The organism is Nonomuraea sp. NPDC051298, from assembly GCF_055586305.1.
On record NZ_JBVJIM010000014.1, the window covers coordinates 87,154 to 111,848 of the forward strand.

General features: G+C 71.2%; 32 protein-coding genes. 20 read left to right on the forward strand and 12 right to left on the reverse strand.

Annotated features, from left to right (window positions below; all coding sequences use genetic code 11):
* Positions 1-18: 18 nt before the first annotated feature.
* Complete coding sequence (locus ACZ6S0_RS33455; RefSeq protein ID WP_465923303.1) at positions 19-657, forward strand: DUF3159 domain-containing protein; 639 nt, start codon at positions 19-21, stop codon at positions 655-657.
* A 130-nt stretch (positions 658-787) separates the two neighbouring features.
* Positions 788-1,408 (forward strand): TetR family transcriptional regulator, encoded by a 621-nt coding sequence (locus ACZ6S0_RS33460; RefSeq protein WP_465923304.1) that lies wholly within the window; start codon positions 788-790, stop codon positions 1,406-1,408.
* 10 nt (positions 1,409-1,418) lie between these two features.
* On the opposite strand, the gene ACZ6S0_RS33465 is transcribed toward ACZ6S0_RS33460, so the two are convergent.
* Entirely contained in the window at positions 1,419-2,387 is a 969-nt protein-coding gene (locus tag ACZ6S0_RS33465; protein WP_465923305.1) for a CapA family protein, read from the reverse strand.
* A gap of 57 nt (positions 2,388-2,444) precedes the next feature.
* Positions 2,445-2,678 (reverse strand): DUF6289 family protein, encoded by a 234-nt coding sequence (locus ACZ6S0_RS33470; protein ID WP_465923306.1) that lies wholly within the window; start codon positions 2,676-2,678, stop codon positions 2,445-2,447.
* 145 nt (positions 2,679-2,823) lie between these two features.
* On the opposite strand from ACZ6S0_RS33470, the gene ACZ6S0_RS33475 reads away from it, so the two are divergent.
* Together ACZ6S0_RS33475 and ACZ6S0_RS33480 are read left to right on the forward strand one after the other, a co-directional pair.
* The gene (locus tag ACZ6S0_RS33475; protein ID WP_465923307.1) at positions 2,824-3,285 is read left to right on the forward strand and encodes an Hsp20/alpha crystallin family protein; all 462 of its coding nucleotides are present in this window, start codon (positions 2,824-2,826) and stop codon (positions 3,283-3,285) included.
* A gap of 31 nt (positions 3,286-3,316) precedes the next feature.
* Positions 3,317-3,943 (forward strand): protein-L-isoaspartate(D-aspartate) O-methyltransferase, encoded by a 627-nt coding sequence (locus tag ACZ6S0_RS33480; RefSeq protein WP_465923308.1) that lies wholly within the window; start codon positions 3,317-3,319, stop codon positions 3,941-3,943.
* 27 nt (positions 3,944-3,970) lie between these two features.
* Here ACZ6S0_RS33480 and ACZ6S0_RS33485 read toward each other — a convergent pair whose 3' ends face one another.
* Positions 3,971-4,438, reverse strand: a complete 468-nt coding sequence (locus ACZ6S0_RS33485; RefSeq protein WP_465923309.1) for a hypothetical protein — start codon at positions 4,436-4,438, stop codon at positions 3,971-3,973.
* Between the two features lie 280 nt (positions 4,439-4,718).
* Here ACZ6S0_RS33485 and ACZ6S0_RS33490 point away from each other — a divergent pair, with 280 nt between their 5' ends.
* Complete coding sequence (locus tag ACZ6S0_RS33490) at positions 4,719-5,138, forward strand: cold shock domain-containing protein (RefSeq protein WP_465923310.1); 420 nt, start codon at positions 4,719-4,721, stop codon at positions 5,136-5,138.
* 73 nt (positions 5,139-5,211) lie between these two features.
* On the opposite strand, the gene ctaD is transcribed toward ACZ6S0_RS33490, so the two are convergent.
* Complete coding sequence (ctaD, locus tag ACZ6S0_RS33495; RefSeq protein ID WP_465923311.1) at positions 5,212-6,954, reverse strand: aa3-type cytochrome oxidase subunit I; 1,743 nt, start codon at positions 6,952-6,954, stop codon at positions 5,212-5,214.
* Between the two features lie 306 nt (positions 6,955-7,260).
* On the reverse strand, positions 7,261-7,437 hold the full coding sequence (locus tag ACZ6S0_RS33500; RefSeq protein WP_465923312.1) for a CsbD family protein: 177 nt from the start codon (positions 7,435-7,437) through the stop codon (positions 7,261-7,263).
* A 299-nt stretch (positions 7,438-7,736) separates the two neighbouring features.
* Between ACZ6S0_RS33500 and ACZ6S0_RS33505 the strand changes: the two genes are divergently transcribed.
* The 11 genes from ACZ6S0_RS33505 (at position 7,737) to ACZ6S0_RS33555 (ending at position 14,522) form a co-directional block, all read left to right on the forward strand.
* A complete protein-coding gene (locus ACZ6S0_RS33505) occupies positions 7,737-8,225 on the forward strand; it encodes a hypothetical protein (protein WP_465923313.1) in 489 nt (162 codons plus the stop codon).
* A gap of 5 nt (positions 8,226-8,230) precedes the next feature.
* Complete coding sequence (locus ACZ6S0_RS33510) at positions 8,231-9,331, forward strand: SRPBCC family protein (protein ID WP_465923314.1); 1,101 nt, start codon at positions 8,231-8,233, stop codon at positions 9,329-9,331.
* A gap of 59 nt (positions 9,332-9,390) precedes the next feature.
* Positions 9,391-9,795, forward strand: a complete 405-nt coding sequence (gene gvpJ, locus ACZ6S0_RS33515; RefSeq protein ID WP_465923315.1) for a gas vesicle protein GvpJ — start codon at positions 9,391-9,393, stop codon at positions 9,793-9,795.
* 1 nt (position 9,796) lies between these two features.
* The gene (locus tag ACZ6S0_RS33520) at positions 9,797-10,570 is read left to right on the forward strand and encodes a GvpL/GvpF family gas vesicle protein (protein WP_465923316.1); all 774 of its coding nucleotides are present in this window, start codon (positions 9,797-9,799) and stop codon (positions 10,568-10,570) included.
* Positions 10,570-10,842, forward strand: a complete 273-nt coding sequence (locus ACZ6S0_RS33525; RefSeq protein ID WP_465923317.1) for a gas vesicle protein GvpG — start codon at positions 10,570-10,572, stop codon at positions 10,840-10,842. Before ACZ6S0_RS33520 ends, ACZ6S0_RS33525 begins: the two co-directional genes overlap by 1 nt.
* A gap of 4 nt (positions 10,843-10,846) precedes the next feature.
* Positions 10,847-11,161 carry a gas vesicle protein GvpO gene (gene gvpO, locus ACZ6S0_RS33530; protein ID WP_465923318.1) on the forward strand — a complete coding sequence of 105 codons (315 nt, stop codon included), beginning with the start codon at positions 10,847-10,849 and terminating at the stop codon, positions 11,159-11,161.
* A gap of 12 nt (positions 11,162-11,173) precedes the next feature.
* On the forward strand, positions 11,174-11,587 hold the full coding sequence (locus ACZ6S0_RS33535) for a gas vesicle protein (RefSeq protein WP_465923319.1): 414 nt from the start codon (positions 11,174-11,176) through the stop codon (positions 11,585-11,587).
* Positions 11,580-12,380, forward strand: coding sequence for a GvpL/GvpF family gas vesicle protein (locus ACZ6S0_RS33540; protein ID WP_465923320.1), 801 nt, complete (start codon positions 11,580-11,582; stop codon positions 12,378-12,380). Before ACZ6S0_RS33535 ends, ACZ6S0_RS33540 begins: the two co-directional genes overlap by 8 nt.
* Entirely contained in the window at positions 12,367-12,597 is a 231-nt protein-coding gene (locus ACZ6S0_RS33545; RefSeq protein WP_465923321.1) for a gas vesicle protein, read from the forward strand. Before ACZ6S0_RS33540 ends, ACZ6S0_RS33545 begins: the two co-directional genes overlap by 14 nt.
* Positions 12,590-12,919 carry a gas vesicle protein K gene (locus tag ACZ6S0_RS33550; protein WP_465923322.1) on the forward strand — a complete coding sequence of 110 codons (330 nt, stop codon included), beginning with the start codon at positions 12,590-12,592 and terminating at the stop codon, positions 12,917-12,919. The genes ACZ6S0_RS33545 and ACZ6S0_RS33550 overlap by 8 nt, the downstream gene beginning before the upstream one ends.
* A gap of 103 nt (positions 12,920-13,022) precedes the next feature.
* Positions 13,023-14,522: an Ig-like domain-containing protein gene (locus tag ACZ6S0_RS33555; RefSeq protein ID WP_465923323.1), complete on the forward strand. Its 1,500-nt coding sequence runs from the start codon at positions 13,023-13,025 to the stop codon at positions 14,520-14,522.
* Positions 14,523-14,666: 144 nt separating this feature from the next.
* Here ACZ6S0_RS33555 and ACZ6S0_RS33560 read toward each other — a convergent pair whose 3' ends face one another.
* Positions 14,667-14,822, reverse strand: coding sequence for a DUF6131 family protein (locus tag ACZ6S0_RS33560; RefSeq protein ID WP_465923324.1), 156 nt, complete (start codon positions 14,820-14,822; stop codon positions 14,667-14,669).
* 230 nt (positions 14,823-15,052) lie between these two features.
* Here ACZ6S0_RS33560 and ACZ6S0_RS33565 point away from each other — a divergent pair, with 230 nt between their 5' ends.
* Positions 15,053-15,367 (forward strand): STAS domain-containing protein, encoded by a 315-nt coding sequence (locus ACZ6S0_RS33565; protein WP_465923325.1) that lies wholly within the window; start codon positions 15,053-15,055, stop codon positions 15,365-15,367.
* A 105-nt stretch (positions 15,368-15,472) separates the two neighbouring features.
* On the opposite strand, the gene ACZ6S0_RS33570 is transcribed toward ACZ6S0_RS33565, so the two are convergent.
* Positions 15,473-15,622 carry a GPGG-motif small membrane protein gene (locus ACZ6S0_RS33570; RefSeq protein ID WP_465923326.1) on the reverse strand — a complete coding sequence of 50 codons (150 nt, stop codon included), beginning with the start codon at positions 15,620-15,622 and terminating at the stop codon, positions 15,473-15,475.
* A gap of 171 nt (positions 15,623-15,793) precedes the next feature.
* Complete coding sequence (locus tag ACZ6S0_RS33575; RefSeq protein ID WP_465923327.1) at positions 15,794-16,360, reverse strand: hypothetical protein; 567 nt, start codon at positions 16,358-16,360, stop codon at positions 15,794-15,796.
* A gap of 204 nt (positions 16,361-16,564) precedes the next feature.
* Here ACZ6S0_RS33575 and ACZ6S0_RS33580 point away from each other — a divergent pair, with 204 nt between their 5' ends.
* Complete coding sequence (locus ACZ6S0_RS33580) at positions 16,565-17,353, forward strand: hypothetical protein (RefSeq protein ID WP_465923328.1); 789 nt, start codon at positions 16,565-16,567, stop codon at positions 17,351-17,353.
* A gap of 58 nt (positions 17,354-17,411) precedes the next feature.
* Here the strand turns inward: ACZ6S0_RS33580 and ACZ6S0_RS33585 are convergent, their stop codons facing one another.
* Positions 17,412-17,906 (reverse strand): carboxymuconolactone decarboxylase family protein, encoded by a 495-nt coding sequence (locus tag ACZ6S0_RS33585; RefSeq protein WP_465923329.1) that lies wholly within the window; start codon positions 17,904-17,906, stop codon positions 17,412-17,414.
* A gap of 269 nt (positions 17,907-18,175) precedes the next feature.
* Here ACZ6S0_RS33585 and ACZ6S0_RS33590 point away from each other — a divergent pair, with 269 nt between their 5' ends.
* Entirely contained in the window at positions 18,176-19,108 is a 933-nt protein-coding gene (locus ACZ6S0_RS33590) for an RNA polymerase sigma-70 factor (RefSeq protein ID WP_465923330.1), read from the forward strand.
* A 56-nt stretch (positions 19,109-19,164) separates the two neighbouring features.
* Here ACZ6S0_RS33590 and ACZ6S0_RS33595 read toward each other — a convergent pair whose 3' ends face one another.
* The 3 genes from ACZ6S0_RS33595 to ACZ6S0_RS33605 all read right to left on the reverse strand — a co-directional run bounded on the left by ACZ6S0_RS33595 (position 19,165) and on the right by ACZ6S0_RS33605 (position 21,198).
* On the reverse strand, positions 19,165-20,175 hold the full coding sequence (locus ACZ6S0_RS33595; protein ID WP_465923331.1) for an MAB_1171c family putative transporter: 1,011 nt from the start codon (positions 20,173-20,175) through the stop codon (positions 19,165-19,167).
* Positions 20,176-20,278: 103 nt separating this feature from the next.
* Entirely contained in the window at positions 20,279-20,770 is a 492-nt protein-coding gene (locus ACZ6S0_RS33600) for an ImmA/IrrE family metallo-endopeptidase (RefSeq protein ID WP_465923332.1), read from the reverse strand.
* 11 nt (positions 20,771-20,781) lie between these two features.
* Positions 20,782-21,198, reverse strand: coding sequence for a helix-turn-helix domain-containing protein (locus ACZ6S0_RS33605; RefSeq protein WP_465923333.1), 417 nt, complete (start codon positions 21,196-21,198; stop codon positions 20,782-20,784).
* A gap of 267 nt (positions 21,199-21,465) precedes the next feature.
* On the opposite strand from ACZ6S0_RS33605, the gene ACZ6S0_RS33610 reads away from it, so the two are divergent.
* The gene (locus tag ACZ6S0_RS33610; RefSeq protein WP_465923334.1) at positions 21,466-24,690 is read left to right on the forward strand and encodes an AfsR/SARP family transcriptional regulator; all 3,225 of its coding nucleotides are present in this window, start codon (positions 21,466-21,468) and stop codon (positions 24,688-24,690) included.
* Positions 24,691-24,695: the final 5 nt, after the last annotated feature.

The window sequence follows — 24,695 nt, forward strand, 5'->3', positions numbered from 1 at the left end:
TTGGTATCGTCGCATGTCATGGATACCGATGAGGGTCAGGGCGGGGAGCGGCGGTGGGTCGCGCCCGTGGTCGACACGGCGGTGCCGGTCCTGGGCTTCCTGGCCGGATACTCCTGGGCGGGGCTCGGCGCGGGAGGGGCGGCGGCGATGGGGGCCGCGGCCGTCCTGGTGGGGGTGCGCCTGCTGCGCGGCGACGGGGTTCGCGTCGTCCTCACGGCCACGGGCATGGTCGGGCTGGCCGTGGCGGTGGCCCTGCTGACCGGGGAGGCCAGGAACTTCTTCGCGCTGAAGCTGGTCCGGGTCGGCGCGACGGCGGCCGTGCTCGGCGGGTCGGTGCTGCTGGGCAGGCCCGTCACGCGGTTCATCGACCGGGCCGGGCTGTCGTTCCTGCCGTCGTCCTGGCGGCGGGCCGTGGGGCGGGTCACCGGCGCCCCCTACCGGGCGCACGTCGTGGTGACGGCGGCGGCGGCGCTGGTGTGCTGCGCGCGCCTGACCGTCATGGTCCCGCTCTACCTGGCGAACGAGATCTGGCTGCTGGGCATCGCCGACTTCGCCCTCGGCGCCCCCGTGAGCCTCGCCTGGGGCTGGTGGTCGATCCGGACGCTCGCCCGCGCCAAGGCCCGCCACGGGCACACCCAGTCGGAGGCGGCCGCGTGACGGCGCCTGCGATACCTTTAGTACCGAGTTCTGGTGGTACCGGGTTCTGACGGTATCGCCGGCCGGACGGCACGGGGGTAGGGCGATGAGTCATCCGGGAGGGCCCGGGCCGGGCGCTCCGATACCACGGGTGCCCCGGCACGACGTGCGCCGCCGGCTGCTCGACGCGGCGGCGCGGGTGTTCGCCGAACGCGGCTACCGGGCCGCCACGCTCGCCCAGATCGCCCGCGAGGCCGGGTTCACCAAGGGCGCGGTCTACTCGAACTTCGACAGCAAGCACGCCCTGCTCGCCGACCTCGTTCGCGAGCACGACGCCGCCCGCCTGGCCCTGGTCTCCGCCGAACTCGCGGGACGCGACGCCGCGGGCCATCCGGCGACGGCCGACGGGTTCGCCCAGGTCCTGGCCCGGCGGATCGTCGAGCGGCTGCCCTGGGGCCGGCTGATGATCGAGCTGGCGCTGCACGCGGCCGACGACGCCGACGTACGGGCCGCGTACGCCGGGGTCCGCCGCCCGATACGCGACCAGATGGCCATGCTGCTGGACGACACGGCCAGGGAGTTCGGCGTCGAGTTCACGATCCCCGTCCCGCAGGCGGCGCTCACCGTCCAGGCGCTGCGCCACGGCCTGACCCTCGAACACGGCGCCGACCCCGCCGAGGTCGGCGACGAGGCCATGACGGCCTGCCTGGCGTCGGTGCTGCACGGGCTCGTCCGTCCCCGCGACCCCGAGCCGTCCGGGAGCGCGACGTAGGACGGGCCGGTCACCGCAGGTCCGCGGTGAGCACGCCGTTCTGCCAGGTGACCGGGGTGCCGAGCTGGGCGGACGCGCCGATGAAGCGGCTGCCCATCCAGGCGCGGTCCGCACCGCGGGCCAGGACCGTACGGCAGTAGTCGAGCTTGAGCGGCACCGCCCGCAGCCGTACCGGGCCGAGCGCGTCCAGGGTCACCAGGAACAGCAGCGACAGGTCGTTGCGCAGCTCCGGGTCCACGGCGTAGTCGTCGAGGAAGTCGCCCAGGTCGAACAGGACGGGCGGCGCGACCCCGTGCGGCACGTGCGCGGAGTGGCCGGCGACGAGCGTGGCCCCGGCGTCGGCCAGGACGGTCGCCGCGGCCCGGACGTACGGCGGCGGCTCTGTCGTCATGTTCGGGCCCCAATGAGGGCTGACCACCACGGCGTCGGCCGTCGTACGCGCCCGGGCGATCGTGTCCGTCAGCCACGGCGGCACCCCCGAGGACAGGTCGGCGTGGGCCACGCCGGGCCGTTCGCGCGTGGCCGCGTAGCCGGCCGGGTGGTCGGTGACGGAGACGACGGCCAGCCGCAGCCCGCGTACGTCGAGGACGACCGGCTCGCGCGCCCGCTCCAGGTCGGGGCCCGCGCCCGCCGCGCGGATCCCGGCCCGCGCGAGGTGGGCGCGGGTGTCCAGCAGGGCGTCGCGGCCGTAGTCGAGCGCGTGGTTGTTGGCCAGCGTGACACAGTCCACGCCCAGCCCGGCCAGCAGTCCGGCGGCCCGCGGCGGGGCGCGGAAGTGGAAGAGCTTGCCGGGCGCGGGCCACGGGCTGCCGCGATCGGACAGGCAGCATTCGAGGTTCAGCAGCGTGACGTCGGCCTCGGAGAGGTACGCGCGGACGCCGTCCGAGACGTACGCCTCCAGGTCGGCGGACCGCGCCAGCAGGTCGGCGACACCCCTGCCGAGCATCGTGTCGCCCGCCAGCGCGAGCGTGACGGTCACCCCGCCCCCCTGCCCGTCACGACCTGCCCAAACACGCCCGCGCCCGGCCTCAGGGGATCAGCAGGGGCTCTCGTCGAAGGTCGAGTAGCCGCTGCGCACGCCCCACGTGGACGCGTTCCCCTCGCAGTCCTCGAACTTGCCGCCGACCACGGCGGTGTGCGCGGAGTCGCTGTAGTAGGTGGTGACGCAGGTGTAGCCGAGCTGGCAGGCGCGGGCCTGCGCGGGGCCGGTGGTCACGGCGGTGACGGCGGCCAGGCCGAGGATCGTGGCCAGGAGTGCGCGGCGGATCATGACGGTCCTTCCTCGTGGGGGGGTTCCTGGCTCGATGGTGGGCGCCGGAGGCGGGTCGATCAAGGGGCGGGGCGCCCCGGAATCCGCTGGTGGATAGCCGTTGATTCGGGGTAGAGGGACCGCGCTGGACAGAGGGAGGTCGATCATGCATCTTCCAGTACGCAAGCGCAGGAACGAGGCGCAGCAGCGCCGCCGGGGCGGCGACGCGACGTGGTGGCAGGACCCGTTCGAGGAGTTCGAGCGCATGTGGAACCGGATGGGTTCGCTGTTCGAGCAGGCCGCGCAGGGGCGCAAGAACTGGGTGCCCGCGGTGGAGATGGACGAGGAGCGCGACGCGTACCTGATCAGGGCCGAGCTGCCGGGCATCAAGAAGGACGACGTCAGCATCGACCTCGACGACCGTCGCATCAGCATCAGCGGTCACATCTCGGAGGAGCAGCGGGGGGACGTCCTGCGCCGCCACAGCGGGCAGTTCTCCTACTACGCCTCGCTCCCCTCCGACGTGGACACGGACAATGCTGAGGCCACGCTGCGCGACGGCGTCCTGACCGTACGCGTCCCGCGTACGGAGGGCCGGGGCCGGCGCCGCGTCGAGCTCACCCCCTGAACGGCCTGAACGGCACGTCTGGGGGAACCCGATGGCGGGGAACCTGGTGGAGGCCGCCCGGCGGATGGGGGTGAGCGACCCCCGTCTGCTGGGCGCGATAGCGGCGATCGGGCGCGACCTGTTCGTGCCCGCGCGCTCGGCGGCGCGCGCCCGGTTCGACCAGCCGATCCCGATCGGGCACGGGCTGCCCACCTCCCAGCCGTCCCTGGTCGCCCAGATGATCGACGCGCTGCGGCTGGCGGGCGGTGAGAGCGTCCTGGAGGTCGGCACCGGCTACGGCTACCAGACCGCGCTGCTGGCGCGCATGGCCCGCCGGGTGTACTCCGTGGAGCGGCTCGCCGACCTGGCCGAGCACGCGCGGGCCAACCTGGCGGCGGCGGGCGTGCGGAACGTGGAGGTGGTCGTCGGCGACGGCACCGCCGGGCTGCCGGAACGGGCGCCGTTCGACGCGGTGATCGTCTCGGCCGCCGCGCCGAAGGTGCCGGGACCGCTGGTCGCCCAGCTCGCCGAGGGCGGGCGTCTCGTCATGCCCATGACCGGGGGCGTGGCCGACATGGTGACGTTGTACGGCAAGTGGCAGGACCGCCTGGTGCGCATCCGTACGGTGACGCCCGCCCAGTTCGTCGCCCTGATCGGGGAGTACGCGCCGGCCCGGTGACCGGCGGTGTGCCGCCCCGCCCCGGGGTCATGGGTGCGGGGCGGCCGGGTCGAGGCGGACGAAGGTGGCGCCCTGGGCGGCGGCGCGGGCGCCGAGCACGTGCCCGTCGCACATCCGCGTCTCGGTGCCCGCCCGGTCGATCACCTTCCAGGTCACCGGCTCCTGGCACGGCCCGCCCATCCGGGTGTAGTTCCAGGTTCGGCCGCACACCCGGCAGGTGGAGACGCCCGCGGCGGAGGAGAGCGTGTTGCCGTGCTCGGGACAGACGCTCCACGGCATCCCGCACGGCCGCACCTGGGACCTGGCCAGGTCGGCGGCGGCCCGCTCCAGGTCCTCCGCGCCCCTGGCCAGCCACTGCGCCGCCTGCCGCGCCTCGGCGAGCGGCTCGCTCTCGGGCGATCCCGCGGGGACGCTCTCGCACAGGGCCCGGACCTCGGCGGTCAGCGCCTCGGCGCGGCTCGCGAGGGTGCGAAGGTGCGCTGGGGTGACGGACATTCAGGCTCCCATCTCACCGTGCGGCCTGGTCGCGGCCGGACCCGGTTGCTGAGATGGACCCTACGTCCTGCCCGGCGGCCCCGCCCGTTCCGGCCGGGCGCACGCCCGTTCCGGCCGTTCCGGCCGGGCGCAGAGGTGTGACACGAGGTGGGCGGATGGGGATACCATCGGGATCGGCCGGGTGGCCGCAATGCTCGCGACACCGGCCCGTTCCGCCGCAAAACGCGTTGGTTCTGGTGAGTTGGTTTGGCTGGGGGTTGTTGTGGCGCAATCTGGAAGAATGCTGCGATTCGACGATATTCGCGGCTTCGGGTTCATCGTCCCTGATCACGGCGGGCAGGATGTCTTCGTCCACGCGAACGATCTGCTCGACGACAAGGCCGCCTTCACGGCCGGCACCCGGGTCGAGTTCGAGGTCCTGGAGAGCGATCGGGGCCTCAAGGCGTACGACGTACGCCTGACGCAGGGGGCCGGCTCCCCCGCCGTGGTGACGCCGGTGCCCGTGCACACGCCCGTTCACGCGTCCGCGCACGCGGACGACGACGACGGGATGTGCGACGTGCTCGCACCGGAGGAGTTCCGCCAGGAGCTGATCGAGACGCTGCTCAGCGGCCTGCCCGACCTGACGGGCGGGCAGATCGTACGGCTCGCGGACAACCTCCTCGTTCTCGCCCGCAAGCACGGGTGGGTCGAGGACTGACGGTCCGGGCCGGGGCGGCGGCGCCGCCCCGGCCACGGGACGTGCGGCCGGGTTCCGGCGTCGCGGCGGCCGGTCACGTCGGCGGGATCTCCGCCTGTGGCTCCGCGGACAGTTGTGGTCCGCGGGTGTGGGGATGGTGCAGGTCGAAGGCCGGGCGCTCGGAGCCGATGCGGGGCAGCGAGGTGAAGTTGTGCCGCGGCGGCGGGCAGGACGTGGCCCATTCCAGGGAGTTCCCGAAGCCCCACGGGTCGTCCACGGTCACCGCGGGGGCGTGGCGGTAGGTCCGGTAGACGTTGTGGAGGAACACCAGGGTCGAGGCCCCGAGCAGGAACGCGCCACTCGACGAGATCGCGTTGAGCGTGGTGAATCCGTCGGCCGGGCTGTAGTCGGCGTACCGGCGCGGGAAGCCGACCATGCCGAGCCAGTGCTGGATGAGAAACGTCGTGTGGAATCCGATGAACAGCGCCCAGAAGTGCAGCTTGCCCAGCCTGTCGCCCAGAATCCTGCCGGTCATCTTCGGCCACCAGAAGTAGAACCCGGCGAACATCGCGAACACCACGGTGCCGAAGACCGTGTAGTGGAAGTGGGCGACGACGAAATAGGTGTCGCTGATGTGGAAGTCCAGCGGCGGTGAGGCGAGGATGACGCCGGTCAGCCCGCCGAGCAGGAAGGTCACGAGAAAGCCGACGGAGAACAGCATCGGCGTCTCGAAGGACAGGTGCCCGCGCCACATGGTGCCGGTCCAGTTGAAGAACTTCACCCCGGTCGGCACCGCGATGAGGAACGTCAGGAGCGAGAAGAACGGCAGCAGCACCTGCCCGGTGACGAACATGTGGTGGGCCCACACGGTCATGGACAGCCCGGCGATCGCGATGGTGGCGCCGATCATCCCGAGGTAGCCGAACAGCGGTTTTCTGCTGAACACCGGGATCACCTCGGTCACGATGCCGAAGAACGGCAGCGCGATGATGTACACCTCGGGGTGGCCGAAGAACCAGAACAGGTGCTGCCACAGGATCGCGCCACCGCTGGCCGCGTCGAAGACATGGGTGCCGAGCTTGCGGTCCGACTCCAGCACCAGCAGCGCCGCCGCCAGCACCGGGAACGCCAGCAGCACCATCATGCTGGTCAGCAGGGTGTTCCAGGTGAAGATCGGCATCCGGAACATGGTCATGCCCGGCGCTCGCATGCAGATGATGGTGGTGATGAAGTTGACGGAGGCGAGGATGGTGCCCAGCCCGCTGAGTGCCAGCCCCATCACCCACAGGTCCCCGCCGATGCCGGGGCTGGGGGTGAACTCGAGCGTCGACAGCGGAGTGTAGGCGGTCCAGCCGAAGGGGGCGGCCCCGCCGGGCACCAGGAAGCCGCTGACCACGATGAGCCCGCCGAACAGGAACAACCAGTAACCCACCATGTTCAGCCGGGGGAAGGCGACATCCGGGGCGCCGATCTGCAGGGGCATGACGAAGTTGGCGAACCCGGCGAAGAGCGGCGTCGCGAACAGCAGCAGCATGATCGTGCCATGGATGCTGAAGAGCTGGTTGAACTGCTCCCGCGTGACCACCTGCAGCCCCGGACCGAGCAACTCGGCGCGGATCACCATCGCCATGACACCGGCCAGGAGGAAGAACGTGAAGCTGGTCGTGAGGTAGAGATACCCGACCACCTTGTGGTCGGTGGTGGACAGCCAAGAAACGATCAACCGCCCGGCCCTGGCCCGGCGACCGGCCCGCACAGGGGTCGCGGGCACCGGCTGCTCGTCGATCCCGGCCACGACATGTCCCCCTCCCGCCGACTGCCGGGGGGACACGAACATGGACTTCCCCCTGCACCGAAGGCCTAATCGACGCCGAGCCCCCAGAAGCCACGCCGCTCAGCCCGCGACCGGCCCATCCGACCCGCTCATCTTGAACAGGCCGTGGGGGGGGGGCCGGGCGGGGGTTTGGGGAGGCCGGGGGGGGCGGCGGGGGGCCGGCCCGGGCCGTCGCCCCGGCCGGGGGCACCGCCCCGGGGGGCCCCCCCCCCGCCCCCCCCCCCCCCCCCCCCCCCCCCCCCCCCCCCCCCCCCCCCCCCCCCCCCCCCCCCCCCCCCCCCCCCCCCCACGGCCTGTACGGCAGCCGGATCACTTCTTCTCGAAGGCGTCCTTCACCTTCTCCTTTGCCTGCCTGAGATTGCCCTTGACCTTTTTCCCATGCCCTCTGGCCTGCAGGGATTCGTTGCCGGTGGCCTCACCGAGACGTTCCTTGGCCCTGCCCTCGACCTCTTCGGCCTTGCCCTTGATCTTTTCGTTCCGAGCCATATCGGCCTCCTTGTCACTGCGTGTTGTCCGGAGTCCGGGGATCGACAAATCCTCACTGCCCGGGCAACGGGCCGTTACGCGCCCGGGCGGCGCGGGACCAGGAGGGCGGCAGCGCCTGACCTGTATCCAGGATGACCGATATGTGTTTGTTTGTCCGGATTGACGGGTAGAGGCGGTACTTGGTTGCAGGGCTCACAGGGCTCTGGTTGATCTCTCCACAAGCAGCACTCCTGCCCAGGTTTCTCCCCGCACGGCGTGCCGCCGGGACGGGCGAGGCAGGAGAGCGAGGAGCACCAATCATGAAAGACAGCATCCGCGTGGCACTGGCCATCATCGCCGGGTACTACCTCGGCCGGCGTCACAAGCTGCGGTTGGCGACCGCTCTGGTCGCGGCAGGCGTGGCGGGGAAGATGCGGCGACAGGGCGATGGCGGCCTGCTTGAGCAGGGAATGAAGGTGCTCGGCACGTCGCCCGAGATCGAGAACATCGTCGGGCGTCTCCGCGGCGACCTCTTGGAGGTCGGCAAGGCGGCCGCCGTCGCCGCGACGAGCAAGCAGATCGACACTCTCAGCTCGAAACTCCACGATCGCGCGGAGTCGTTGCGCGCTCCCTCCGTCCCCAGGCAGAGAGCCGGAGACGAGGGAGAGAGGGAGACACGCGAGAAGTACGCACGAGAAGAGCCTTACGAGGAGGAGGCACCCGAGCGGAAGCCTTCCCGCGGGAGTATGCGCGAAGAGGCGGTCAAGACCCTGCGAGAGTCGCGCCTGGCCGGCAGGAACCGGAGGTGAGTCGGGTGACTCAGGAAACGAAGGCCGGCCCGGTCCGGGAGCTGGTCCGGGAGTTGCCGACGCAGCACTTGACGAACGAGTTGCGAAACCTGGCCCAGGCCGTGGCGGAACGGTCGCTGGTGTCCCTGGCGGACAAGGTCGAGGGCGTCACCGGCCGGTTGACCGACTACGCGGAGGGAACCGGAACGGGCCTCGTGTCCGCGCTCACCGGGAAGCCGGGCGGCGGGTCGGTATCGAAGGACGCCGTCACGGGAGCCGTCAAGGGAGTGGCCCGCGGGCTCTTCGAGCGCGGCCGGCAACTGCTGACCGGTGGCGGGAAGAAGGGCAAGGACAAGGCCAAGAAGCTCAAGCTCACCAACATCGTCGAAGAGGTCGACATCGGCGCCCCGGTGCGGGTCGTCTACAACCAGTGGACGCGGTTCCAGCAGTTCCCGAACTTCATGAAGAAGGTCGAGATGGTGGAGCAGTCCTCCGACGAGAAACTCATGTGGCAGGCGCGCGTCTTCTTCTCCCGGCGGACGTGGGAGTCGACGATCGTCGAGCAGGTGCCCGACCAGCGGATCATCTGGCGGTCCAAGGGCGCCAAGGGCCGTGTCGACGGCGCCGTGACCTTCCACGAGCTCGCGCCTGAGCTGACCCGGGTCGTGCTCGTACTCGAGTATCACCCGCAGGGCGTCGTCGAGCATGTCGGCAACCTGTGGCGGGCCCAGGGCAGGCGGGCGCGCCTGGAGCTCAAGCACTTCGCGCGGCACGTGATGACCGCGACCATGATGCACCCGGACGAGGCGGTGGACGACGGCTGGCGCGGCGAGATCCACGATGGCGAGGTCGTCAAGGACCACGAGACCGCTCTGAAGGAGGAGCGGGCCGAAGAGCAGGAAGTGCCGGCGGAAGAGGGCGAAGAAGCCGAGGAAGAAGAGGAGCCTGAGGAGGAAGAGCCGCAGGCGATGGCAGAGGAGGAACCGGAAGCGGAAGGGGGAGAGGAAGAGACCGCCCGGGAGCGCCGTCCGCGGATGGAACGCGAAGAGCGGCCGGAACGGCCGGTCCACGCGGAGGGACCCACGTCACGACCGGTACGTCGCAGGCCGGTCGCCCGGCGGTCATGACAGAACGGCGGTAATGACAGGACACCGCCGGCGACAGATCATGAGGAAGAGGGAGAGGCATGACTGTCCAACCCGCGGCGGGGGGAGTGGCCAGAGGCCCATCTGCATCGAGTCTGGCCGACGTCATCGACACGATCCTGGACAAGGGGCTCGTCATCGATGCGTATGTCAGAGCTTCGCTCGTCGGCATCGAGATTCTGACCATCGACGCGCGCATCGTCGTCGCCAGCGTGGACACCTACCTGCGCTTCGCCGAGGCCGTGAACCGGCTGGACCTCGCCGAGTCGAAGCCGCCAGGCGTTCCCGAGATGGTGCAGGCCGCGAAACAGGGACAGATCGGCAGCAGGAGCAAGGACATCGCTCAAGGCGTGCTCGAGGCGGCCGGAGAGAAGCTGCACGACCTCGTCGGCGACCGCGGAGAGGAACGCCGGGAAGCGCGGTGGCAGGAGAGAGAGGAGCGCTGACATGGGTGCCGCCACCGAACCAGCCGTCGGCGTGTACGTCTACGGCCTCGTCCCGGAGGATGTCGAGGTGGCCGAGGACGCTCAAGGCGTCGGCGACGGCGCGAAGGCCAAGGTCACGTCCATCCCACACGGCGAGATCGCCGCTCTGGTGAGCGACGTCGCGCTCGACCGCCCGCTCGGCACCCCCGAGGACCTCCTCGGGCACGAAGAGCTGCTGGATGCCACGGCGGCCGAGGTCCCCGTGCTGCCGTTGCGGTTCGGCTCGGTCGTATCGAGCCCGGAGGCGGTCGTCGACGAGCTGCTCGCCCCTCATCACGACGAGTTCCTCCACGCGCTGCAGGAGATGGAGGGACGGGCCCAGTACGTCGTCAAGGGCCGTTACGTCGAGGAGGCCGTGCTGTGGGAGGTGCTCGACGAGTACCCCGAGGCCGCGAAACTTCGCGACCAGATCCGCGAGGTGGGCGAAGAAGCGGCCCGAGACCTGCGGGTGGAACTCGGGGAACTGGTCGACGATGCGATCGCCGCCAAGCGCGAGGCCGACACGGACGCGGTCCTCGAGGCGGTGGAGCCGGTGAGCGTGCTCGCCGCCGTGCGGGCGCCCTCCCACGAGGAGGACGCCATCCACCTGGCGCTTCTCATGGAGAAGGACCGGCAGGCCGAGCTCGAGCAGGTCGTGGCGGACTTCGCCGGGCGGTGGGCGGGACGGGTGGACTTCCGTCTGCTGGGCCCGATGGCCGCGTACGACTTCGTGGCGTCCGCGCGGGGAGGTGTCTGATGGGGCTGATCAGCCTGCTCTTCGGCTGGCCGGCGGCTCCCGTCAAGGGCGTGGTCAAGCTGGGCGAGCTGATCCGGGAACAGGTCGAGCGCGAGGTGCGGGACCCGGTCGTGGTCCGGCACCGGTTGGAGGAGATCGAACGACTCAAGGCCGTCGGCGCGATGTCGGAGGAGGACGCGGCCCGCGAGATGGAGCTGCTCCTCCGGCAGATGACCGGCCGATCGGGTCCCGTGGGTGCCGGCACGGTGACCGGCGGACAGGAGAGGGGATGATCGTGTGCCTGCCAGACGCGACGAGGCGGAGCGCAAGGAGCGGGCCGGCGTGGGCACCCGCGTCCTGTCGGCGATGGCCGCCGGAGCGGCCGGGCTGCGGCACATCTCCGACCTGACCGCCAGGGAGGTGGAAGGCGCCACACGGGTGCAGGCGGTCGAGAACGGCTGGATGGTCGACGTCGAGGTGGTCGAGGATCGTCGCATCCCCTCGTCCGGCGACATCCTCGCGCTCTACCAGGCCGAGCTGGACAGGGAGGGAAATCTGATCGCCTACCAGAGAAAGCGGCGCTACAGGCGCGGGAGCAGCGACAACGCGTGAGGCAACGGCGACATGACCGAATCGAGCCCGATGATTCGCCACTCCTACGGTCCCACCAGCCGGGAGCCGGCGAACCTTGGCGACATTCTGGAGCGGGTCCTCGACCGGGGGATCGTGATCGCGGGTGACATCCGCGTGAACCTCCTGGACATCGAGCTGCTGACCATCAAGCTCCGGTTGATCATCGCATCGGTCGACACGGCCAGGGAGATGGGCATCGACTGGTGGGAGCACGACCCCTGGCTGACCGGGAAGAACCAGGAACTGCTGGAGGAGAACCGCAGGCTCCGCAGGGAGCTCGCCACCGCGGAGGGCACGCGCCGCGCGCTGCCGGGGAGAGTGGAGAGCGCCAGGACGCGGCCCCGCGAGCCGGAGCAGCCGGAACGCGTCAGGAAGCCCCGGTGGGAGGAGCGGCCCGATGAATGACGTGGTGGGCACCTACCTCTACGCGGTCGCCCTGGCGCGGGACGCCCCGCCGTTGGAGGGCCTGACCGGGGTGGCGGGCGGGCCGGTGCGGGCCATCTCCCACGCCGGTCTCGCGGCGTACGTGAGCGCCGTTTCGCTGACGGAGTTCGGCGAGGAGCCGCTGCGGGAGTCGCTGGAGGACCTCGACTGGCTCGGTGAGACCGCCCGCGCCCACCACCGGGTGGTGGAGGCGGTGGCGGAGAGGGCGCCGACCGCTCCGGTTCGGCTGGTCACGGTCTACCGCGACGAAGCACAGGTCCGAGAGCTTCTGGAGCGGCGGCATGACGACTTCGTCGAGGTGCTGTCCCGCATCGCCGGTCACGACGAATGGGGGGTCAAGGTGTTCGTCGCCCCATCGGCGGCGCCCTCGGCGGAGGAGACGGCCGCTGCGAGCAGTCCGGGCACGGCGTACCTGAAGAGGCGGCAGGCCAGCCTCCAGACTCGCGAGGAAGCCTGGCGCCAGGCGGTCGCGCGGGCCGAACGGATCCATGACACGTTGAGCGCCGTCGCCGTGGCGAGCTGCCGCCACCGTGCCCAGGACCCGCAGCTCACCGGCCGCGCGGAGTGGATGGTCCTCAACGGCGCCTACCTGGTCGACGCGGCACGATCCCAGGAGCTCGGACGACTCGTCCAGGAACTGCGCGGGGAGGGCGTCGACGTCGAGCTGACGGGTCCGTGGGCGCCCTACTCCTTCACCACGCCGGTCGAGCCGTTGGAGAGCGCGGAGAGCGAGGCGCGTGATGACGTACCCTGAGCCGCGCGGCGGCGTGCTCGCCCGTGAGGGCCGTCTGCCCTCCGAGCGGGTGGCACTTGTGGACCTGCTGGATCGGCTGCTCGCGGGCGGTGTGGTCGTCAGCGGCGACCTCGTGCTGTCGATCGCCGACATCGACCTCGTCCGCATCTCCCTGCGCGCCCTGGTCATGTCCGTGCGGGAGTCCGACACGATCGTGGGCGCGCGTCGCGGTGAATGAGATCAGGAACGTGGAGAGCGCCCGCCGGGCGGACCGCGTGCCGTCGAGGCGGCTGCACATCGAGGCCGACCGCGAGGCCGTGGAGCGGGACCTGTCCCGCCTCGTCCTGACACTCGTCGAACTCATCCGCCAGCTCGTGGAACGCCAGTCCATCCGGCGGATGGAGCAGGGGGACCTGTCGGACGAGCAGGTGGAGGTGCTGGGCCTGACGCTGATGCGTCTGGAGGAGGCCATGGCGGAGCTGTGCGAGCGCTTCGACCTGACTCCGGCCGACCTCAACATCGACCTCGGTCCCCTCGGGCCGCTCCTTCCCCGCTCCTGACCGCCGTACCGCCAGGCGCTTGATAGCGACTCGCGAAATCTCTTGCGTTCCCCCGATGACTACAGATAGTTATTTGCCAACTACTCACAGCGAGGATGGCTAGTTGAACCCCACACCACGTCCCCCGCGCGGCCTTCCCACCCGGGTCAAGGCCCTGGCGGCGGCAGCCCTCACCGGCGCCCTCATGATCCCCCTGCTCGCGGCGGCCCCCGCCGCGTCCCAGACGCGGGCGGTCGCCGACGCCACCCCGCGCAAGCCGGTCCACCAAGCCGCGGGCACGCCCTGCGTCCGGCAGGGACAGGCCAACTACCCGGTCGAGTACTACTGGAAGAACGCGCTCGGCATGCGCCTGGGCAGCGGTTCCATCTCGGTCACCACCTCCCCCTCCCTGTGGGGCGGCCAGATCGCGCCGGGCGGCACCTTCACCCTCACGCTGACGCACCGCACGGCCCAGTGGCCGCTGCTCGTCCGCACCTACACCACCATGTGGGACCTGTCGTCCCTGCTGGCCAACGCCCAGGTGGTGGGGCAGGTGCGGAACGGCGCCCTCAGCGGCAACACCCTGAGCGTCCAGTCGCCGGGCACCAAGACCGACCCGGCGCCGACGGTCATCACCTTCCAGGTCAGGCAGGGCACCGTCGGGCGCAGCATGACCATCCGGCCGAGCGGGATCAGCAGCGTCGTCGCCGCTCCCGGCCAGCTCGGCAACAACACCGCCGCGCCCGCGATCCAGATCGTCGACGGGCAGTCGATCTCACCCACCAGGGCCGCCGACGACACCGCCACCACCACGGAGGACACCGCCGTCACCGTGCCCGTGCTGGCCAACGACACCGGGACGGCCCCGACGATCAGCAGGGTCACCCAGCCCGCCCACGGCACCGTGAAGATCTCCGGCGACAAACTGGTCTACACGCCCGACAAGGACCGCGCCGGCACCGACACCTTCACGTACACCATCGAGACCGCCTGCGGCACCAGCACCGCCACGGTCACCGTCACGGTCACCTGCACCCGCAAGCCCATCAACCTGGTCAACGGCAGCTTCGAGGCACCCGCCGTGAACCGGTACGACTGGAACATCCCCGACGCCTCCACCAACCCCAGTGTCGGCTGGCACACCACCGCCTCCGACCGCAAGCTGGAGTTCTGGAACAGCTCCAGCGGCGTCCCGGCCGCGGACGGCCAGCAGTTCGCCGAACTCAACGCCAACGAGGTCTCCACGCTCTACCAGGACGTCCCCACCGTTCCAGGAACCGTGATGACCTGGTCGCTGTACCACCGAGGCAGGGCGGGGACCGACGTGATGCGCGTCCTCATCGGCGCGCCGGGCGCCACCACCGCGCAAACCCCGGACGGGGCCTCCTCCCCCGACATCTCCGACGGCAACACCGCCTGGGGCCACTACACCGGCACGTACGTCGTCCCTGCCGGCCAGACCGTCACCCGCTTCGCCTTCGAGTCGGTGTCGGCCGCCGGCGGCAACCCGGCGATCGGCAACTTCCTGGACGGCGTCGTCTTCCAGACGCCGCCCTGCCTTCCCATGACCGGTAAGACGTCGTCCAAGAACGCGGCCAAGGCGCGAGCGACGACCCTCAGGTAGGTAGTCCAACCGCTCTTCGTCGGCCGCAGGCAGAGGGGCGGGGCGGGGGCGGGACAGGGGGAGACCTCCTGTCCCGGCCCCTACCGGGGTAGGGGCGGCTTCGCGCGTCGATCGGGGAGGCCGGGCCCGGGTCGGGCCTGATCGTCAGAACCAGTGCCGTCGGCCGGCGACTGGATGGCCGATGAAGCCCAGGAGGAGCAGGACCAGGCCGATGACGATGGCGATGACACCGATGGTGTACAGCACCGAGATGCCTAGCAGCCACCCCAGCAGCAAGAGGATTATCCCAACGATGATCATGATGTCCTCTTTTTCAGAGAATTGAACACCTGCATATCGGTCAGCTCCAGGCGGTTTCCTTTCCCTTTGGGGAGCCTTTTCGCGGGTCCACTACCCGGCGTGCCCGAAGTAAACGATCCGCGCGGTAGAGCTTCCATGGTGAGGAACGCCGAGGCGTAGCCTGTAGGGGTGGTTCGGTCCGTACGGGGACACACCCGTACGCGACGCCACATCACGAGGTGATGTCTTCGATGAACACACTGGACCTACGCCTGGTCGTCCATGCCCCTGCCGGTGCGCTGATTCTGGACGGCGATCTCGACCTCTCCTCCTCGCCGCTTCTCCAACCGCTCGTGGACACCGCCCTGGAGAAGGGCTGCACGTGCCTCACCATCGACACCGCAGGCCTCGAATTCTGCGACTCCAACGGGCTGGAGGCCCTGCTCCACGCGCAGAGCTGCCTCCTCGCGGCGGGCGGTCACATGGAGCTGACCCACGTACACGGCATGTTGCGCAGGGTCCTGGACGTGACCGGCCTGTCGAAGGCTTTCACCACCTCTCCATGACCGGCGTCAGCCGTATGCCCTCTGGCGCAGCCCTCCACGCCGAGCGGGTTGGGCGCCAGGTCCTCGGCCGCACTTGGAGGAAGGCGGCCGGGGCCTGGGTGGGGGTCAGACGTTGAAGATGCTCACCCCGCCGGGACCGACCAGCAGCCCGACGACGATCAGAACGATGCCCCAAAGGAGGTCGCGACGGGCCAGGAGTACGTAGATGCCGGAGACGACGAGGATGACAGCGATGATCCAGAGGAGGGTAGCCATGGACGGGCCACTGCCCCGAGCCCCAGGCCGTAAACGAGCGGAGGCTCTCGCGTTCATGCGTCGAGCCGTACGACGTGGCCTCCTGCTCGCCGCACAGACCTGGCGCCCTCGCCGGCCGCCGAAGCGAGCACACCGGTCCTGGCCGGTTGCCGAACGGGCCCTGCCAGGCGTTCACCGGGTTTGATCACGCGGCTCTTGGGCGGGTCCGACGCCCTGGTCGAGAGCTTCGGCAGGGCCGGGCTCGGGAACGGGGGTCCGCGTGCGGAGGAGTGCCAGAGCGAGAACGACCAGGACCAGGGTGACGGCCGCCCCGATCCCGGCGACGAGATTGAGGCCGGAGGAGAAGGCCGCCCTGGCGGAGCTCATGACTGCTTGCGCCAGGGCGGGCGGAAGGTGCGCGGTGGCGGCGACGGCGGCCTCGATCGAGTCGCGGACGGCGGAGGCCGTCTCCGGCGGCAGGTCGGCGGGAAGGGCGCCGGGCACGGTGTGCCGGTAGACGGCGGCCCCGACGCTCCCCAGGGCGGCGACGCCCAGGGCGAGGCCGAGTTCGGTGCTCGTTTCCGACATGGCGGCGGCGGACCCGGCCTTCTCGGGAGGAGCGGAGCCCACGACGAGGTCGGTGCCCAACGCCATGATCGGGCCCTGGCCGACGTACACGACGACGATGCCGGCGATCAGGAGGGGCAGGCCCGCTTCCTGGTCGAGCAGCGCCAACAGGAGGAAGCCGACCGCCGACACCGCGAGGGAGCCGGCGACCAGCCCGCACCACGCTGGACGCGGTCATCGCCACCGCTCCCCCGGAGGCCGAGCGGGCCGTCCGCGCCCTGCTCCGGCCGTGACGTTCAGGGGCGGCATGGCACGTTGAGCACGTAGGGACGTCCAGAGCACGGCGTCGTGACCCGACGGGTGAACCGGGCCCCGACGGTGATCGTCTTCTGGGGTATGAGATGGAGTTGGGTCGTCGTACTGGTGCTGGCGCTCGCGGCGTGCGGCGGACCGGGAGTTCAGGAGGCCGGGACCGGGACGAGTCCGGAGCGGACGGGCCGGCCCGCTCCCGAGCCGGTCTCGTCCGGCCCCGCGCGGCGTCCTGTCGCCGAGTGGCTGCGTGTGGGTGGTCGGGTGGCCCCCGGCCTGCCGGCCGTCCGCCCTCCGAGGCTGGTGGTCTATGCCGACGGCCTGGCCGTCGTGGACGCCGCGTACGAGCTGCGCCTGCCACCTGCCGAGGTCGAAACCCTGGTCGAGGCCCTGGACCACGACCTGGCAGGGCAGCCCGCCACCGCTTCGCCGCGGCCGGGATCGGTGCGGGTCCATGACATGCCCACGACGGTTCTCGGCGTCGACGACGGCGGCGGGATGCGTGAGGTGCACGTGCCGTACCTGGACGCCGGCGCGGACCGCTACGACGCCGCGATCGTCACCGCCCGCGATCGCCTCGCCGGCCTGGCCGACCGCGTCGCCGCGCGGGGCCGGAGCTACTCCGCCGACCGCGTTCGGCTGTCCGCCGAGCGGGTCACGACCCCTGCGGCGAACGCCGAGCCCCTGCCGGAGGGCGTGCCCCTGCCACCCGAGACGCAGGGGCACTCGGCGAGCGCGAACCGCGAGGACTACAAGGGCCGCAAGGCGCACGCGATCGCCCGGCTGATCCCGGGTGACGGATCCTGGCACGTCTATCGGACGTCGACCGGCGAGCCCATCGCGCTGTCGTGGCGTTACCTGCTCCCCCACGAGTAGGACCCCCGGCCGCGCGGTACGACCCGGCGGCGGGCGGGCCGCACGTCCGTGAGACCCTTCAGTGGTGTGCGGAGTGGGCCGCCTGGAACTGGCCGGGCTGGTAGTCGCCGGCGGGCTGCTGGGTGATGACGTTCAGCCGGTTGACGGCGTTCATCAAGGCGACGAGGAGCACGAGGGCGGTGAGCTGGTCCTCGTCGTAGTGCTCGGCGGCGTTCGCCCAGACCTCGTCACTGACGCCCCCGGCGCCGTCGGCGACGCGGGTGCCCTGCTCGGCCAGCTCCAGCGCGGCCCGCTCGGCCTCGGTGAAGACCGTCGCCTCCCGCCAGACCGCGACCAGGTTGAGCCGCACCGACGTTTCCCCCGCGTGCGCGGCGTCCTTGGTGTGCATGTCGACGCAGACGGCGCAGCCGTTGATCTGGCTGACCCGCAGCGCCGCCAGTTGCTGCGTCGCGGCGGGCAGAGCCGAGTCCGACACGATCCTGCCCGCGGAGACCAGGTGCTTCAGGAGCTTCGCCGAGAGCGGGTTGGTGAGGTGGTTCAGCCGGGCTTCCATGGTGATCTCCCTTTGGGGTCGGTGATGACACCTCTGGAGACGAGGTGGCCCCGGCGGGCTGTGACAGCGGCCGGGAGCGGTCTGACGCGGGTCTGCCCGCTCGGCGGCTCCGGACCGCGGAGCGTCCTGGAGGGTGGCGGGCGGACACGGCCGTCCCGCCCTTGTCACAGACGGCCGCGCTGTCTCGTCTCAGGTAGGGGAGCCCGACTCGGGAGTCAGGAAGTGGCGGCCATGGGGGAGTTCGTGACCGGTGGGATCGGGGGGCGCGCATGAGCCGGACGGAGGAGTTCGAGGGGCTGCGCCCGCTGCTGTTCGCGATCGCGTACCGGATCCTGGGCAGCGTGACCGAGGCCGAGGACGCGGTCCAGGAGACCTGGCTGCGTTACGAGGGCGCATCGGAGGAGCCCAGGTCGGTCAAGGCGTTCCTCTCGTCGGTGGTGACCCGGATCTCGATCGACGTGCTGCGGTCGGCCCGCGTACGGCGGGAGGAGTACGTCGGGCCGTGGTTCCCCGAGCCGCTGCTGAGCGACCCGTACGACGACCCGGAGCGCTCGGCCGAGCTGGCCGACTCGCTGTCGATGGCCGCGCTGCTGCTGCTCGAACGGCTGACCCCGCCGGAGCGGGCGGTCTTCGTGCTGCGGGAGGTGTTCGGGTTCGGCTTCCCGGAGATCGCGTCGGCCGTGGGGCGGTCCGAGGCCGCGTGCCGCCAGCTCGCGGTGCGGGCCCGCCGCCACATGGACGCGGGACGGCCCAGGTTCGAGGCCGACCGCAGGGAACGCGACGAGCTGGCCGGGCGCTTCTTCGACGCCTTCAGGGAGGGCGACGTCGACGGGCTGCGGGAGCTGCTCGCCGCCGACGTCCGGATGGTCGCCGACGGCGGCGGCAAGGCCCCGCAGATCGCCAGGGAGATCGTCGGCTCCGACAACGTGGCGCGGGTGCTCGCCGCCTTCGTCGCGCCGTTCGTCGCGATCGGCATCGTCGTGGAGCCCCACGAGGTGAACGGCCAGCCGGGCGCGATCTTCCGCGACCGGGACGGCAAGGTGCTCACCGTCCTCGTTCTCGACGTACTCGACGGGCAGGTCCAGACCATCCGTACGGTGATCAACCCCGACAAGCTCGGCCACGTCGGCCCGGTCGCGGATGCCTGGGCCCTCGCCCGCGAGGCGAACCGCGTCCGCCGGCACCCCGACCGGCGGCCCTGATCGCCGCCCGTTCGCGATCCTTGTTCAGGGCGGTCCTCGTTCAGCGCGGTCCTCGTTCAGCGGCAGGCGTCGGCGATCACGAGGAGCCGTCTGATCTCGTCGTCCAGCGATCGGTCCGGCTGGGCGGGCTGGTCGGCGAGGCCCTGGGCGAGCAGCCCGTCGTTGATCTCGATGACGCGGCGGTACAGCCGGTACTCGATGTCGAGGATGGCGAACGGCTCCCGCCCGCGCGGCCGGTGCAGGGCTATCTCCGGCGTGGCGGCCCGCAGGGCGGACCACAACGGATACAGCCGCCGGTAGGCGCGCAGGAATCCGAGCCGCCTGCGGAACGCCTCGATCGCCGTACCCGCCTTGGGCAGGGCCAGGCCGGTGGCGCCGAGGATGACGGCCGTTAGCGCCAGCGGCGTCGAGACGGTGTTCTCCCCTGTCGACGGGGAGAACCCGAAGAACCGGACGGCGACGTAGAGCCCCTTGAAGAGGCAGTAGACGACTCCGGAGAACGCGGCGGCGGAGACCAGCCGGACGCTGACCCGCACGTAGGGAGTCGCCCCCTGCCGCGCCCGCCGCCCGTGTCTCCAGGTCGAGACCGCGATGTCCGCGCAGGCCAGCGCGATCATGGCGAGGAACAGGGACATGTAGGCCGGAATGAACGGCGCCGTCGAGTAGCGCTCGGCGAAGAGCACCGTCTCGGAAACGTCCACGGGGGCGAGGGAGAACAGCACCGCCATCACGATCGCGACGCCACCGGCGAGGGCCATCCGCCACCGTGCCCGCGTGGGTGCGCCGGGCCGATCGCGGTCGAGGTGGACGAGCATGACGCTGACGGCGCCACAGGCGCTGATGGTGGCGAGGTGCTGGATCAGCTTGGCCACGTTCGGGATCTGGGCCAGCCGGTCGATCCAGGAGTAGACCGGCGCGAGCCCCACCGTCAGGGCGATGCTCAGGCCCAGGCAGACCACGACCAGGCAGCGCAGACCCGGGTTCCGTGGTTGCCTGACCAGGTCGGCCGTCTTCAGTGCCAGGACGAGCCAGCAGAGCACGGCGATGGCGAGATGCAGGAAGATCAAGAACAGTGGGTCCGCTCTGTCCGCGTCATTCGGGGAATTGTCCGGGTCGTTCTGGAGGTCCGGGCCGTTCAAGGTGATCCGGGTCGTTCAGGGGAGGTCCGGGTCATTCGAGGAGGTCGCGCAGTGTTCGATCCTGCGCCGCATCCCGGCCGCCCGCGTTCTCCGGCGTCTGGGTGATGCGCTGGGCCAGCAGGGACGCCAGCGTCTCCGCCTCCCGCTCCTCGCGTACGGCGTAGGCCGACCGGCCCAGGATGTGCTGGATCGCGGCGGTCCCGAGGTTCGGCAGCAGCAGTTGGCGGTAGTCGCCTTCGAGGCCGTGCGAGTGCTCGAAGATGAGATGCGAGAGTTCGTGCAGGATGATGTGCGACTGATGCACCGGCGAGGTGTTGTCGCGGTAGAGGATGAAGTCGGTCTCCTGGGTCGCGACCCAGATGCCGCAGGGGCCGCCGAGTTCGAGCCCGCGCAGGGGCATGAGGGTGATCGGCCGTCGCCTGGTCTCCTCCAGATGGGCGCGCAGGCCCGGCACGGTCAAGGGCGACGGAAGGTCGAGCTCGCGCAACTTGGCCGAGCAGGTCCTGCGCAGTCTCCACCCCAACGGCCCGCCCCCTACGTGGAAGGAGGCAGACCCTGCATCTGCCGGATCTGGTCGATGATGGTGAGGATCGCCGTACGGTTCTGCGGCGTCAGGTCCTTGCTGCGCAGGGCGATCTGCTGCACGTCGTTGTCGCGCATCGCGACCACGAGTTCGAGCTCGGAGTCGATCCGCGCGGCGACCTCGTCGTCGAAGAAGTAGTTGACGCTGACGCCGAAGAACTCGGCCAGGCCCTTGAGGTGGTTGTAGGTCGGGTTGCTGCGCTTGCCGCTGCGCAGGAGCCCGACGTAGGCGTCCGTGATCGCTCCGCCGTTCGCGGTGATTCCCGCCGCGACCTCGGTGTTCGAGTACGGCCCCCGCCCGCCCGGGTGAATGGTCGCGAACAGGTGGTTGAGCTTGTCGGCCAGCGTCCGAGGACGTTCTTCCTGCACCCCACACCTCCCAACTGTTGTTTGAGGCGGCCGAAGGATCCTCAAACACAGGTTGACACATACCGCCTAGACCAGTTTATGCTCCCCTTGAGGTCGTCCACGGGCGCGCCGGGCATGACGGGGGTTCGTCAATCGTGCCGGTGCGCCGGCCCACACGAACCGGCTCATCGCCGACGGGGGAAAGGCTCCTGACCACGTGTCCCATGCCCTCAGTCTCCTGACCTCTCAGGAGTTCACCTTCAGGAAACGGAATTCCGGGACGGCAACATGACACCGTCGCCTGGTCTGCGTTTCGGCGTGCTCGGCCGCCTGGAGATCACGAGCGACGCCGCACCGGTCGTCATCACCTCACCCAAACAGCGAACCGCCCTGGCCGCCCTGCTGCTCCAGGCCAACCAGCTCGTGACCAAGGACGAGCTGATCCACCGGATGTGGGAGAGCGAGCTTCCAGGAGACGTGCTCGCCTCCCTGCACACGCACATGTCCCGCCTGCGGCAGGCGCTCGGCGGCGAGGGCGGCCTGATCACCACGCGTGACGCCGCCTACACGCTGCCGGCCACCCCGGAGACGCTCGACGTCCTGCGCTTCCGTGACCTCACCGCGCTGGCCGCCGAGGCGCGGGCGAAACACGACGCCGTGCGGGAGGCCGGGTTACTCCGGGAGGCGCTGGCGCTGTGGCGCGGGCCCGCGCTGGCGGACGTGCCCTCGGAGTCGCTGCACCGCGACCACGCCACCCTCCTGGACGAGGAACGGCTGCGGGCGCTGGAGCGCTGGCTCGAACTCCGTCTCCAGTCGGGCCAGCACGAGCAGGTCGTCGCCGAACTGCAGGCGACGACCGCCGCGCACCCCCTGAGGGAACGGCTGTGGGCGCACCTGATGCTGGCGCTGTACCGGTCCGGCCGCCAGGCCGAGGCGTTGCGGGCCTACCACACGGTGGCCGGCCTGCTGCGGGAGGAGCTGGGCATCGACCCGGGGGAAGAGCTGCGCCGGTTGCACCAGTCGATCCTGGTCGGTGACGCCCGGCTCATACCCGTACCGGTCGCCGAGCAGCAGCAGCCGGCCGACGTACGCCCCTGGCAGCTCCCCTCGGACATCGCCGCGTTCACGGGCCGGGCCGACGCCCTGGTCGCGCTCGACCGCCTGCTGGAGCCGGGCCACGACCGGCCGTCGCGACCGGTCCGGATCGCCGTCGTCACCGGCACGGCGGGCGTGGGCAAGACCGCCCTGGCCGTCCACTGGGGCCACCTGACCCGCCAGAGGTTCCCCGACGGCCAGATGTACGTGAACCTGCGCGGTTTCGGCCCGGACAGCCCCATGGAGCCCGCCACCGCCCTGGAGGTGCTGCTCCAGGGCCTGGACGTGCCCGCCCAGCGCATCCCCTCGGACCTCGACGCCCGCTCGGCCCTCCTGCGCAGCGTGCTGGCCCAGCGCCGGGTGCTGATGGTGCTGGACAACGCGCGCGACGTGGCGCAGGTGCGCCCGCTGCTGCCCGGCTCCGACTCCGTGGTGCTGATCACCAGCCGCGACCAGTTGCGCGGCCTGTCCGTGCACGGCGACACCTCGCACGTGACGCTCGGTGTCTTCTCCCCGCAGGAGTCGGCGGCGATGCTCACCTCGATCCTCGGGGACGACCGTACCGGGGCGGAGCCCGAGGCGACCGCCGAGCTGGGACGGCTGTGCGCGCACCTCCCGCTGGCCCTGCGCATCGCCGTGGCCAACCTCACCCTTGACCGCCACCACAGCGTCGAGGACTACGTCGCGTCGCTGCGCGCGGGCAACCGGCTCGCCGCGCTGCGCATCGACGGCGACGAGCGCAGCGCGGTCCGTGGCACGCTGGACCTGTCCTACGCCGTCCTGCCGCCGCCGGAGCGGGTGATGTTCCGGCTGCTCGGCCTGGTGCCAGGGGCGGACTTCACGGCCGAGGCCGCCGCCGCGCTGAGCGGCTCCGGCGCCGACGAGGCCCGGCGGCAGCTCACCCGGCTGGCCACCGCGCACCTGATCCACCGGTACGCGCCCGGCCGCTACCGCTTCCACGACCTGCTGCGCCTGTACTCCACCGAACGCGCCCAGGCCGAACAGAGCCAGGACAGCCTCAGGGAGGCCAGGCAGCGCCTGTACGACTGGTACCTGCACAGCGTCCGCGCCGCCGTCGACCGCATGATCCCGAACCGGGCCCGGCTGCCGCTGGGCACCGCCCCCACCGGCGTGACCCCCGCCGCGTTCGACGACCCCGCGCAGGCCGTCGACTGGGCCGCCGCCGAACACGGCAACCTCGTCGACGCGATCCACCAGGCGGTCTCCACCGGCCCCCGGCCGTCGGTGTGGCTGCTCACCGACGCGATGCGCGGCTATTTCTGGTCGAGCGGCCGGCTGCGCGACTGGCTGTCGTGCGCGCGGGCGGCGGTGGCCGTCGCCGCCGAGGAGGGCGACGTCGCCGGTCGGTCGGCGGCCGTGCTGGCCCTGGCGGACGCGCACGCGTTCCAGGAACGGCCCGACGCCGACGCGATGTACGCCCAGGCCCTCGCGCTCGCCGACGAGGCCGGATGGGCGGAGGGCCAGTCCTCCATCCGGGGCAACCTCGCGGGCAACCACCTGCGGCACGGGAGGCTGGCCGAGGCCGCCCGCCGCTTCGAGGAGGGCATGGCGCTGGACCGGCAGATCGGCCGGGAGGCCGGGCTGGCCGTCAAGCACAGCAATCTCGGCGTGGTGTACGCCCAACTGGGCCGGCTGGACTCCGCCTACGACCACCTCACCAGGGCCCTGGAGTTCCCCACGGGCCGCCACGCCAATTCGCGCAGCAACCTCGGCATGGTCTGTCATCTGCTGGGGCGCTTCGACGAGGCGTACCAGCATCTCACGCAGGTGCGCGCCCTCCTCGAGCACGCCCCGAACCCGTCCCTCGCCCCCTACTGCGACTCCGCGCTCGCCGACGTCCTCTGCGACCTCGGCCGGTACGACGAGGCGCTGGAGCTGGCGAGCCGGGCGCACGCGGGAAGCTGCGCGGTCGAGGACCACCTGGCCCAGTCGAGCGCGCTGCTCTCCCTGGGCGGGGCGCACGAGGCCGCCGGGCGGCTCGGGCAGGCCGTGGACCGCTTCCGCGAGGCGGTGGACGTGGTGGGCGACGCCAACCCGTACACGAAGGCCGCCGGTCTGATCCGGCTGGCGGGTGCCGGCGCCGCGCTCGGCACGCCCGACGCCGCCTCCCACGCCGAGCAGGCGCTCCGGCTCGCCCGCGAGCGGTCCTTCCGCGTCATGGAGGGGCTCGCGCTGACCACGCTCGCCGACCTCGCGCACGCGTCCGGGGACCACGCCCAGGCGGCACGGCAGGCGGAACGCGCGCTGGAGATCCACCGCGAGACCGGCCACCGCCTGGGAGAGGCCAGGACCCTGCGCACGCTGGCCGACGTCCTCGGCGACCCCGCCTACCGTGAGCGGGCGATGGACGTGTTCGACGGGCTCGGCCTCCCGGACACCCACGGCGTCACGCGCTGACGACC